This window comes from Pseudomonas sp. TAE6080 (assembly GCF_018732265.1).
GTDB classification, from domain to species: domain Bacteria; phylum Pseudomonadota; class Gammaproteobacteria; order Pseudomonadales; family Pseudomonadaceae; genus Aquipseudomonas; species Aquipseudomonas brenneri.
The window spans coordinates 1-11914 of record NZ_JAHIDY010000022.1 but is presented as its reverse complement, the minus strand read 5'-3'; the positions used below and the strand labels follow the sequence as shown (position 1 = coordinate 11914).

General features: G+C 57.2%; 7 protein-coding genes. 2 read left to right on the top strand and 5 right to left on the bottom strand.

The annotated features are described in order from the left end of the window. Nucleotides 1-53: 53 nt before the first annotated feature. The 5 genes from KL786_RS17125 to KL786_RS17105 all read right to left on the bottom strand — a co-directional run bounded on the left by KL786_RS17125 (nt 54) and on the right by KL786_RS17105 (nt 8407). Nucleotides 54-1004 (bottom strand): alpha-E domain-containing protein, encoded by a 951-nt coding sequence (locus KL786_RS17125; RefSeq protein ID WP_029299950.1) that lies wholly within the window; start codon nt 1002-1004, stop codon nt 54-56. 2 nt (nt 1005-1006) lie between these two features. Then, nucleotides 1007-2416: a circularly permuted type 2 ATP-grasp protein gene (locus KL786_RS17120; RefSeq protein ID WP_215518377.1), complete on the bottom strand. Its 1410-nt coding sequence runs from the start codon at nt 2414-2416 to the stop codon at nt 1007-1009. A 359-nt stretch (nt 2417-2775) separates the two neighbouring features. Further along, nucleotides 2776-4008, bottom strand: a complete 1233-nt coding sequence (locus tag KL786_RS17115; RefSeq protein ID WP_215518376.1) for an alpha/beta hydrolase — start codon at nt 4006-4008, stop codon at nt 2776-2778. After that, nucleotides 4001-7882 carry a CHAT domain-containing protein gene (locus KL786_RS17110; RefSeq protein WP_215518375.1) on the bottom strand — a complete coding sequence of 1294 codons (3882 nt, stop codon included), beginning with the start codon at nt 7880-7882 and terminating at the stop codon, nt 4001-4003. The genes KL786_RS17115 and KL786_RS17110 overlap by 8 nt, the downstream gene beginning before the upstream one ends. 81 nt (nt 7883-7963) lie before the next feature. Continuing rightward, nucleotides 7964-8407 carry an Lrp/AsnC family transcriptional regulator gene (locus tag KL786_RS17105; RefSeq protein WP_032860318.1) on the bottom strand — a complete coding sequence of 148 codons (444 nt, stop codon included), beginning with the start codon at nt 8405-8407 and terminating at the stop codon, nt 7964-7966. Nucleotides 8408-8538: 131 nt separating this feature from the next. On the opposite strand from KL786_RS17105, the gene KL786_RS17100 reads away from it, so the two are divergent. Then, a complete protein-coding gene (locus tag KL786_RS17100) occupies nt 8539-9456 on the top strand; it encodes a DMT family transporter (protein ID WP_215518374.1) in 918 nt (305 codons plus the stop codon). Nucleotides 9457-9506: 50 nt separating this feature from the next. Next, a complete protein-coding gene (locus KL786_RS17095; protein WP_215518373.1) occupies nt 9507-11858 on the top strand; it encodes a hypothetical protein in 2352 nt (783 codons plus the stop codon). The last annotated feature ends 56 nt before the right edge of the window (nt 11859-11914 follow it).

Here is an 11914-nt window from a genome sequence, read left to right as displayed (position 1 = left end):
GCGACCTTGGGTTTTTCGCGAGCAAGCTCGCTCCTACAAAAAAGCAGGGGCTTTTATACGACTTCCAGGTACGAGCTGTGGATCGCCCGCGCCAGTTCGCGCACGGTGTCGATAAATTCGGTCAGCCGGCTGTGCAGGCCTTCCTCCAGGATCTCGTCGATGCCGGTATAACGCAGCCGCGCCTCGAACTCGGCAGCCAGGCGCTGGGCGGTACGGCCGTAGCTGCCCGGCAGGTCGGCGAGGATATGACTCAACTCCTCGATACACGCATGCAACGAGCGCGGGACGTCGCTGCGTAGCAGCAGCAACTCCGACACCGAACGTGCGTTCAGCGCATTGGGGTACAGCTCGGTGTAGGCCTCGAATGACGACAAGGCGCGGAGCAGGGCGCTCCACTGGTAGTAGCCACGGGCCGAGAGGTCGCTGACTTCTTCGGACTCTTCGCCAAACATTTCGTAACGCGCATCCAGCAGGCGCAGGGTGTTGTCGGCACGCTCGACAAAGGTGCCCAGGCGGATAAAGCGATAGGCATCGTTGCGCATGATGGTGCCGGACGTGGCCCCACGGAACAGGTGTGAACGCTGCTTGACCCAATCACAAAAGTGGCTGATGCCATGACGCGCCAGGCCACCAGCGGCGATGCTGCGCATTTCCAGCCAGGTAGCGTTGAGGTTTTCCCACATGTCGGCGGTGATCCGCCCACGCACGGCATGGGCATTACCCCGGGCAGCACGCAGGCAGTTGTAGATACTGGCCGGGTTTTCCTCGTCGAGCGCGAAGAAGTGCAGCATGCGCTCGGCGTCCAGTTGTTGATGGCGTTCCAGGTAGCTGTCCAGGGTGCCACTGCTGAGCAGCGACATCGCCAGTTCGTCCAGGCCATCACTGCGCCCCGCCTGGGGCATCAGTGACAGCGAATAGCTGACTTCCAGCATGCGCGCCAGGTTTTCCGCGCGCTCCAGGTAACGTGACATCCAATACAGATCTGCGGCGGTTCTACTCAGCATACTCAGCCCTCCACCACCCAGGTGTCCTTGGTTCCGCCGCCTTGCGACGAGTTGACGATCAATGAGCCTTCGCGCAGCGCCACACGGGTTAGCCCTCCCGGCACCAGGCGGGTTTCCTTGCCCGACAGCACAAAAGGCCGCAGGTCGATATGCCGTGGCGCGATGCCGTTTTCGACAAAGGTCGGGCAGGTGGACAGGCTTAGCGTCGGCTGGGCGATATAGGCATGGGGGCGGGCCTTGATGCGTTGACGGAAGTCCTCGATCTCAGCCGCCGAGGCGGCCGGCCCCACCAGCATGCCGTAGCCGCCGGAGCCCTGGGTTTCCTTGACCACCAGCTCAGGCAAGTGCGCCAGTACGTGGGACAGTTCCTCGGGCTTGCGGCACTGGAACGTCGGCACGTTTTGCAACACCGGTTCTTCATCCAGGTAGAAGCGGATCATCTGCGGTACGTAGGGGTAGATGGATTTGTCGTCGGCCACGCCGGTGCCGATGGCATTGGCCAGCACCACGTTGCCGGCGCAGTAGGCGGCCACCAGGCCAGGAACGCCGAGCATGGATTCGGGGTTGAAGGCCTGCGGGTCGAGGAAGGCGTCGTCGATACGCCGGTAGATCACATCCACGGCTTTCGGGCCGTCAGTGGTACGCATGAACACCTTGAGGTCGTGCACGAACAGGTCGGCACCTTCCACCAGTTCCACCCCCATTTCCCGGGCCAGGAACGCGTGCTCGAAGAACGCGCTGTTAAAGCGCCCAGGGGTCAGCACCACCACATTGGGGTTGTCCAGGCGGCTGGCGCTTTTCAGGGTCTTGAGCAGCAGGTTGGGGTAGTGATCCACCGGCGCGATGCGCTGCTTGGCAAACACTTCCGGGAACAGGCGCATCATCATCTTGCGGTCTTCGAGCATGTAGCTCACGCCGCTGGGCGTGCGCAGATTGTCTTCGAGCACGTAGTAGGTGCCATCGCCGTCGCGCACCAGGTCGACACCGGAGATGTGGGAATAGATATCGCGGTGCAGGTCCAGCCCGACCATGGCCTTCTGATAGCCTTCATTGCCGAGAACCTGATCGGCCGGAATGATCCCGGCCTTGATAATGCGCTGGTCGTGGTAGATGTCGGCGAGGAACATGTTCAGCGCAGTGACGCGCTGGATACAGCCGCGCTCGATGACGCTCCACTCACTGGCGGGGATGCTGCGCGGGATGATATCGAAGGGGATCAGGCGCTCGGTGTCTTGCTCGTCACCGTACAGGGTGAAGGTGATCCCGGCACGGTGGAACAGCAGGTCGGCCTCACGGCGACGCTGGGCCAGCAGTTCCGGTGGCGTATTGGCCAGCCAGCGGGAAAAATCCTGGTAGTGCGCACGGCAGACGCCATTTGCGTCATTCATTTCATCAAAGAAAGATCGAGCCATTCCAATTACCTTGTCAGTGCCGGGTGAAAGGTTGCAGGCACTGCCGCTTTAGAAAACGCATTGTTATGAGCCCGTGGCTTTTGGCGCCAACGGACCGGGTCCTTACTTTCTTTTGGAGTCGGCTCTGAGTCGGGGGGTAACATTTGCTCCTGTGTTCACCTGGGCAGGCAGGGTGTTTGAGGAGTAAAGCAATGGCTGTGCCGAAACCGTGTTTGTAGGGATTACACGGTGTATCAGCCCGTTACTGGAGCAGCCTGCGCAAGTTCAGTGCGTGATGCGCGTAGTACTTGCTCCAGAACGGTGCAGGCGATGGGATGGTGCCGGATCCAGGTGGATAACCCCGGAGGGTGATTACGGTTTCAGGGCCTGAACCTCCAGAACGTCTGCCCGTTGAATTGCGCGGGGATGAAGCGTTGCCGTTCAGCAGGCGCGGCGTCATTGCGGATCAGGCTATGGATATCACTGAGCAAGGCATCGGCCTGGGCGAAATAACCATGGCCGAGCATGTCCACATCAAAATCCGGGACGGCCACGGTGTCGATATTTGCCGTGATTGTGTACGGACTGTAGTAGCCGGCCCGCGGTGAGTCATGGAACTTGGCTGACAGGTGCACGGCCTTGTCGGCATCCGAGGCATACAGGGTGACCCGTTCGGCATGGGCGCTGTACAGGGCGGACAAGTCAAGGAACAGGTCGCGATCAACATCGGGGGCGGCCAGGAAAATTTGCCCGAAACGCACGGTCGAACGGGTCTGCGCATTGCCGGCAATACGCTGCAACGCCCGCAGCAGGCCGCGATTGCCCATGCTGTGGGCGATGATATGGACCTTATCGGCGCCGCACTCGCGGGAAAACTTCACCAGGAACTCGGTGATCGCCGCCTCGCTGGCTTCGATGCTGGCTTCGTCGATGGTATAGGCCAGGGCTGAACCCCGGGATGGCCAGCTGAAAAAGGCCGTCGCGCCGCTGACATTGAGGTCGACCCCCAATTGCGCGGCGCGGATCGCGGCCTGCTCGAAGCTGGTGTTATAGCCATGTAAAAACACCAGGGCATGGGGCGTCTCGCCGCTTTCCCGGGCAGCCTCCATTTCATCGCGCAGTTCACTAAAGAATGTGTCTTGGTCCATAGGGTCTACGCATTGCAGGCGCAAACGGTCGTCGCGTAAATCAAAGCGGCGCATACGCAGCCAGAGGCTGGAACCGGTCTCGCCGAAACGGTGGGCTTCGGGGACATGCACCAGTGCTCTGCCGTAAGTCACCTGGGGGTGACGATGGCCCGAGAAACCCTTGCCCAACGGCTGGCGATTGGTGCCGAACCAGACGGGGTAGATCAGGTCCGAGGCGCCACCGCTGCGTTGCTGCTGCAAGTCGTTGAAGGTGAGTACCCTGGTGACTTGGGGTGGGTGCTCCAGTGCACAGCGCAAGGCGCGCACCTGACGCTCGATATCGGCGCAATCGGCGGTTTCCTGCAACAGGCGTTGTTCGATTTGACGAAAAAGGTCTAACGCACGTGGGCGGTTGCAGGACTGCACGGCGGTTTCGAGTTCTGTGAGCAGATCGACCAGGGGCAGCGCACGGGAGGTCTCAGGCATCAGGGGCGGGCTCGGAAGGGTTGAGTTGGCTCAACATCACTGAATGATACTTTTCAATGAGGGCGTCTAATTTGGCTTGAAGCTTATCCAGGTTGACCTGGCGTGTAGCCAGCCACTGGCCCAGCGCTGAAAAACCAGGGGTATTCAGCAGTTCAGCGACAGTGGGTAGTGGGGTGTCCCTGTCAGCGGCCTCGGCACTCCGGAAATCATAGAGATAATTGCGTATGGCATCGACAAAGTCCTGCCCTGGCCCTGTTTCAACGCAGTAAATGAGGCTGGCAGTGCGATGAAGCGCCTGCGCCTCTAGGTCCGCCGGGGTGCCCCGCTGAGAAAGATAAGTCGCCAGGTTGCCATGGGAGCGCGCACGGATGTGTGGGCTGGGACCTTGTTCGTGTAGAACCAGCGCTCGTTTTTCCAAGGCGATTGACTGGTCACTTTCGCCTTGCTTTTCAGCCAGGCCGGCGAGGGCTGTCAGCGTCCTGGCTCGCATGGCAGGCACATTCTGGAAGATCTGATTGCAGCGCTCCAGTTCGGTCCGCGCCTCATTCAGATGGTCAGGCATCTGTATCAGAATGTTGGCTCTGTCAAACCGGGTTTCCGCGATGTCTTCCAGTGACCGGGACAGTGATTGTTCGATAGCCAGCACCTTATCAACCTTGATCAGGGCTGAAGGCCAATCCCTTTTGTCAGCGTCGATACGAAGGGAGATATGTAGTGCACCGATGATCCCCCGCGCAAGCATCTCGGGGTTGGGTGCCTCAGGCACCGGCAGGCCTGCACAATGGCGCTCCCACCACGTCGTCAGACGCTCAACCCGTTCTGTCACCTGGGGTTCCGCTCGCTCGATGTCACCCATGCCGACGTCCAGGCGCAACATCTGCAATTCGTTGGCTATCAGGTGGATGGGGGGGCGGCCGCTGCGTTTTTCGGCTTCATTACCTTCGACATAGCACTGTCGGGCTGCGATGGAGTTACCCTGCAAGGAGTACACGATTGCCCAGTTGAAACACACAACCGCGAGCCTGCCCCAGGCCTCCTGAGTATCGGTGTCGAGCCTTTCAGTGGCTGCTCGGGCAAGGGTTGCCACCTGATGATAGGTCTGCGAGCTGGCATCCAGTCGTCCAGCCTTTCTCAGAGCATCGGCCAGGCAGTTCAGGAAAAACCAGCGCTGGTGATCTTCTGGTACTGATTCAACAGCCGATTGCAGATGAGGAATCAACGCCTCAACCATTTTTGGGCCAAGGGCACTGGTCACCAGGCTACTGACGAAATATTCCATTTCGTCCCACGCCTGGGCTTGTACACAGTAGATAAAGGCCTGGCTGCCTGCTTGTAGCGCCGAGTTCATATTTTTATGGCGCATACCCAAGAAATAACCTTTGAGCAGGCGCGCGTAAGCAAGCCGGATAGCGTTTGCGTCCAGCCCGCCGCGATCTTCGACAGATTGCTCCATCCACGCTTGAATACGCTCGCGAACCAGTTCATGACAGCTCAGATGAGGATTCTGGTAGATCAGGCCTACGCTGACCAGAGTGCGCAGCAGCGGGTCTATGTCCCCCGGGGTTGATCCTGTAGGCAGCTTCAACTCAGTACTGACGGCCCTCAACAAATCCAGGGTGACGACTTCGTTCGCCAGGGAGGCGACCCATAGCAACAGACGCCGATCAGGGCTCAGGTGCTGGATAAACTGGTCCAGCGATACGGTCAGCGCGTTATCAAGGTAACTGCGCTCCTGCTGGTTGTCGCAGGTCGTGGCGAAGAGGTCCGGCAGGCTCGCAAAATTGCCAGTGTTCTCCAGGGTATCCAAGGCTGCCAGCAACTGGTCATGGAGTGTCGGATCTGCAGCCAGGCGCGTCAGGCGATCCATCAACAGCGGGTGGAACCGGCTGGCATTCAGCAATCGCATGGCCAATGAGCTGACGGTTTCATCGCTGCTATTTGCCATTTGGCTCAGCACTGGGTGGGCGCGCAGGTACAGTGCTGCCTCGCGAGGCGGCAATGGCCCCAGCAACACCGAGGACGCCGCGCTGCCTGCCAATGTCCGCAGCGGCAGGCGCGAGGTGACCAATACCCGTGAGCGTGAGCCCTCAAGTCCGGTGCAAAGCGCCGCGAGGCAGTCATCCCAGCTTGGGTCTTGGCAGGACCAGAAGGGCTGTCCGGCGACAGGCTCGGACGCAGGCTTGAGATTGGTCTCGAAGTTATCCAGAACCAGTAGGATAGGCTCGTGCTGCAGGGCCCTGATCAAATTGCGGATCAGCCGTTGAACCCGTTCGCTCCCGGTGAATGTGGGAGTTGCCTCGCGATAGATCTTGTCTGCAGGATTTCTTGCCACATGGTCGTTGTAGATGCCCAGCTCTGCGTCCAGCTTGCAGTGGATGTCCAGCAGCGTGGCCTCAAACAACAGCGCCGAGGGCTTGGCCTGGTAGAGCAGGACCCATTTGAAACGATCGGCCCACAACTCAAGTGCTTCTGCCACCAGAGCGCTTTTGCCCATGCCGCCCAAGCCGGTGATAATCGCCACGGGGGTGATTTCGGGCCCATGGCGCGCCCCGATGAAGTCGGCGCCCAGATCAGCCAGTTCCCACGTCCTACCTACAAAGTGTTCATGGCTGATACTGCTCAACTCGGCAATCTGGTGCAGACGGTTACTTTGAGCACGGGTACCGGGACTCAGGCCTGTGATCAGAGTAAGGCCAGGTTGTTCGACGCCATACAGCACGGCTGTGGCGTGATCGCCCATGGAAAAACCGAACGTGTTGGCGCGGTTGGCCAGTTCTTTTCGCGCCTGGTTGAGCGCCGCTGCCGCGTCTTTTGGACGCACATCTGCAAGCAGACCGCGATAGAACCTGACTGCCAGCTCACGGGCGTAGTCGTCGTTCACCGCAAATCGCATGGCCACTACCGAAGGTATGCCGCCATTGAGCAGCGCATATGCGATGCCCGCGGCGCCTGGCGAACGACCAGTGCTGGTGTTGATTGGCCGATCATTGCCTTGGGCGATGCTAAAAAAGTCACGCCAGCCACGTGGCTGCAGGCTGTCCCCGGACTGACACGCGCCTAGAAACACGAGCTTGGGCAGGAAGCCGCCGGCATCGTTGAACAGCCGCACCAGCTCATCGCCACTGATGCTGTCCTTCGCGCCGCCAGGGCTGGCAAGTTCCAACTGGTTCTGTGTGCCGTGCCCACTCCAATGAACAATGTGGTAGCCACTGTGTTCTTGGATTTGGTCGATCAACCGTTGGCGGGTGACACCATGGGTCAGGAAATGCGCGACGACGCGGCGATTGGGATAAATATCGTGTTCGAACATCCGCAGTAATTCGCGTCTTTCCATACGCGCGCCCAACGGGTGCGAACCACGGGACTCGGCGAAAATAAACAGCACGCGCAGGGCTTCGTCGGTTTCCAATACGACCGGCAAAAAGGGGACATGTGCAGTAGTTTTGTGGGTGACACGCACCAGCAAGTTACGTTCACCCAATGACAGCGATTGAGTATCAGGCCGGGCAACTTCCCAAGCGACGCGGGCCATGGCGGCAGCCAGGCTGTCCTGTTCTTCGGCCACAGGCGGTAAGTGCACGCACAGTGTCCGTTGATGGTGCCCTTGCTGGAGCTTTTCGAGAATCTGCGAGCCCAGCAAATGCTGGGCAATCGCCACGCCAATGTCAGCAATTGCTAAGGATTGCTCGCTTGCCGGAACGTACTGATCAAGGTAGTCACGCAGGTCGAACATGCTTCGCTTGAGGCTTGCTCCCATCTGGCGCAGATCCGCCTGGTGGTAGGCCACTTGGCCCCCGTGCTCGTTCTGGAGATGGAAGTCAATGACGTCTTTTGTAGGCGTCGCGGTGATGAACAAATTGAATTGACTGGACAAACCGATCATCCGTGAAGAGGCTTAAGCGTAATTGCAACATGATGGCACAGCTGACGCAGGCATCGTAGTGCAAATCCCCCATCATCCATCTGACAACGGTGGCAGCCGGCGCTTGACCGGGGTTTTCTTGACGATGGCGGTGTTGGTTTCGGCATAGGCGTTGAGACGGTCAAGCAAGGTATCCAACTGATCCATGGTGCGCACGTGCAGGCGTGCGATAAAGCAGTCGTCGCCGGTCACCTTGTCGCATTCGGTAAATTGCGCGATTGCCTGGATTTGCCGCTCCACCTCCTGCAATTGGCCGGGCAGGGGACGGATACGCACGATGGCTTGCAGCAGGTAGCCAAAGTGTTTCGGGTCGATATCCACGGTGTAGCCCTTGAGGACTCCGCGCTCTTCCAGGCGCCGCAGGCGTTCACCAACGCTGGGCGAGGACAGGCCGGTAATGCCCGCCAGGGTCTTTAGCGAGCAGCGTGAGTCGTCCATCAAGGCTGCAATCAATTGTTGGTCGATCAGGTCAATCATCGCGGTCTCCAAAAGAAAATTGGCCAACTTGCCTAATAAGAATAGGTGATCACGCGCTTTTGCCTTTTTGAAGGGCTGGAGGCGGATTAACGCAGATTGCCATAATCAAGCCTCATCCGAGGAGCTTGTTCATGGACAAATTGATGCGTCGCGGTTCGTGGGAAATGGTCGGCGCGATGCTGATCTCCGGCACGATCGGCTGGTTTGTATTGGTCTCTGGCGTGCCGGTGATCGAGGTGGTGTTCTGGCGCTGTGTGATAGGTGCCTTGACCCTGTTGCTGGTGTGCTGGCTGCTGGGCTATCTGCGCGTTGAACTGTTGAGTTACTCGACACTCGGCTGGGCGATGCTCAGCGGCGTGGCCATCGTCGGCAACTGGCTATTGTTGTTTGCTTCCTATGACAAGGCCTCCATCGCCATCAGTACGGCGGTCTACAACGTTCAACCGTTTATGCTGGTGATGCTCGCCGCGGTGTTTCTCGGCGAAAAAATCACGCTGCAAAAGCTGACGTGGCTCAGCCTGGCGTTTGTGGGAATGCTGGCCATTGTCACCGCCCATGGCGAACAACCAGGCAGTGGTGGGAATTACCTTGTGGGTGTGGCGCTGGCATCGGGGGCGGCGTTTTTGTATGCCATCGCGGCGCTGATCATCAAACGCTTGAAGGCCGTGCCACCGCACCTGATGGCCCTGATTCAAGTGAGTACCGGCGCGGTGCTGCTGGCGCCGCTGGTCTCGTGGCAGAGTTTATCGGCCCCCGTGGAAGCTTGGGCCGTGCTGTTGACGTTGGGCGTGGTGCATACCGGCTTGATGTACGTGTTGCTTTACGGCGCGATCCAAAAGCTGCCGACGGCGATGACCGGGGCGCTGTCGTTCATCTATCCCATTGCCGCGATTCTGGTTGACTGGATTGCGTACGGGCATCGCCTGGGCTGGGTGCAGTGGCTGGGCGTGGCGGCGATTCTGCTGGCGGCGGCGGGGTTGCAGCGTGGCTGGTGGTGGCGCATGAAGCACAATGGTCGAGTGCAACGGTGGAACAAACGCCTGCGCTAATGCCACACAAGGTGACGGGGTCAGGTTGCGTATTCCTACGCTGCTTGGTCATGTTTAACCTTGAAGAGGCTATGGCGATGAAGGTTAACTCTCTTACTCCTCCCGGTCTGCATCCCTCGACCGCGGGGTTGGTACAGGGCGCATCGGGATCCCATGAAGCCGGACAGCCTAAAGCGATCAGCAGCATCATCGCCTCTGCGGGATCACAGGATACTGCGGCGGGGCAACCCAAGAGTTCAGCGATTTGGGTGAACTACCAGCATGGTGTCAATCTTGCCGAAGCGATTGAGCCTGGTTCCTCCAAGCGGATGACCCGGGCAGAGTTGATCGCTTTTCCAGGTAAAAAAAGCGCCGAGTCCGTTACTGGCGAACAAGCGCTTCTGATTGCTTCAACAAGGGTTGCGCCCACACTGGACTGGGCTGTAGCCAACGGGATTCTTGTGGAAAAAAACAGCTATACACAAGCTGAGATACAGACCGCTACATCAGCGCTCGATCAACATATGGAGGATATGGCAAAAGCAGCTACAAGCCTTACTACGTCTGTACCTATGAGAAAAGACTACTTCACGGGTACACAGTGGGTGTCACCTATCAAGGGCCATGACGACCCAGATAATAAAAAGTACTCAGTTGCTCTCTATGACGACCAGAAGTTTGGTGACGATTTCAAGGCTGATCTGGTAAGCAAAAAATCTGCGTATGGCATGCTGATAAAACAACTGATTTCAACGTTGCCCGTAGAGGATCGAATTGCCATAGAGCACGGTAAAGTCGGCTTATATGCACTCAAACCACCTGGGGCGAATGACGATCTGGAGCGAGACAGCTTTTTGATCAAGGCGTTTCATGACGGCAAAACAACGGTCTACGAAGTTAATCCAGGGCTCGGAACTGCGCGTCGACGTGATGACTTCAAGGGGGTGTTTACGGGTGCAAGTGCCGTCGGGAAAAAACAATTGCCGGATGGTAGCGATGCTAAAGACTTTACTGTCTGGGAAAAGCCTTCGATTCAAGGGAAACAATATCAACCAAAAGCAGATCAGAAACAGGGGGTTCAACCTGATAACACACCCTTTAACTCGAAAATCTATACTTTAGATTCCTTAAGCGAATTTCCCGCCTCCAGCGCAGGCATTGCTGAACCTCTTGCACCGAACACACTGTCCTCGGAACGATCCAATAATATCGCGAGCATCTTATCCGAAAAACTATTCTATATTAAGGACCTGGACCTTTTGTATATGGCAGAAGAGGACCCGGGACGAGTGACTCAGGAAGAGAAAGACGATAGAGCGAATTATCAGAAATTTAGGGAAGGTCGGGAGAGTCGTCGCGACTTCTTGAAAGGTTTTGTTCCTTTTTGGCAGGGTGTCGAGGCTATTGTTGCGGGACGGCCAATAGAAGGCATTGGCAAAATATTGATCGATATTCTTTCTTTTATGCTTCCAGTAGGAAAAGTTGCTTCTGGCTTATTAAAAGGCGGAGCGCAGATCATTAAGTCAAGCCTTCCTCAGTTCTCCAAATTTGCTAAAACCATGCTGGGTTTTACCCGCAGTCCAGGCGTGCCGGGGATTAAGTGGGAGGGAGGGATACAAGGCCTTAAATGGACAGAAAAGGTTTCCGAAAAAATAGTAAAGGGCGGGGAGCAATTCAGGGTGAATGCTGCGCCATTGCCCACGATCGGTTCGGGGATGCGAGAAGTCGAGTTTGCGGGTAGCAAATATTTTGCTGCCAATAAGCCTGATGCTGGGGACGGCGTGCATTACCTGCTGCGTGTACCGGACCCTCAAGATCCGTCAAAACTGGTGAGTAGCAGCATTGTTGCCAAACCAAATGAAGCCGGTCTCTGGCTAAGACGAGGTGTTAGTGGTGGAGGCCAGGTATTTGGTCGTATAAACAATGCGTTGAGCATGGAGTCACTCAATACAATTAAGCAAATGGAAAACACACGTCAATTTGTCGGAATTATGAACGTTAATACTAAAGAGATATACATAGGTCCCTCAACGCTGTTGGGGAATCCTGGCTCCGAGGTAGAAAAGGCTTTACCTAAAGGTATGAGATACATGATTGGGAGTGTTGAGCACGCCGAGCCTATAGGCGATCTTGTAAGGGTCAATGTTGGCGGGGTTGAGAAGGAGCTTACCGGTCATGCGGCGATGGTGCATTTAGTTAAAGGAAGGCCAAGCGATTACGTTGGGTTTTCTGGCATCAAGAGGTCCGATGGCGTGTTAAGGTTGAAGTGGAATTCCAGGACCCTTAATCCAGAGCATGCTTCATTTAAAACCAAGCATCACTTGGGCAATCCAGGAGAAGGAAGAGACTATGTGCTCAATGTCAAATATCAAGATCAGGTGGTCAAACAGTTTGAAAAGTCAGGCTACGAGATTATTCGTTAACTGTAGAAACTCAGACTTCATCTGACAGTTACCGGATTTGAGGTCGTGACTGTCAG

What these genes read in the sequence shown, in the direction of transcription:
- KL786_RS17105 (WP_032860318.1), bottom strand. Translation starts at nt 8,407, where the DNA reads ATGATTGACCTGATCGACCAACAATTGATTGCAGCCTTGATGGACGAC.
- KL786_RS17125 (WP_029299950.1), bottom strand. Translation starts at nt 1,004, where the DNA reads ATGCTGAGTAGAACCGCCGCAGATCTGTATTGGATGTCACGTTACCTG.
- KL786_RS17120 (WP_215518377.1), bottom strand. Translation starts at nt 2,416, where the DNA reads ATGGCTCGATCTTTCTTTGATGAAATGAATGACGCAAATGGCGTCTGC.
- KL786_RS17115 (WP_215518376.1), bottom strand. Translation starts at nt 4,008, where the DNA reads ATGCCTGAGACCTCCCGTGCGCTGCCCCTGGTCGATCTGCTCACAGAA.
- KL786_RS17095 (WP_215518373.1), top strand. Translation starts at nt 9,507, where the DNA reads ATGTTTAACCTTGAAGAGGCTATGGCGATGAAGGTTAACTCTCTTACT.
- KL786_RS17100 (WP_215518374.1), top strand. Translation starts at nt 8,539, where the DNA reads ATGGACAAATTGATGCGTCGCGGTTCGTGGGAAATGGTCGGCGCGATG.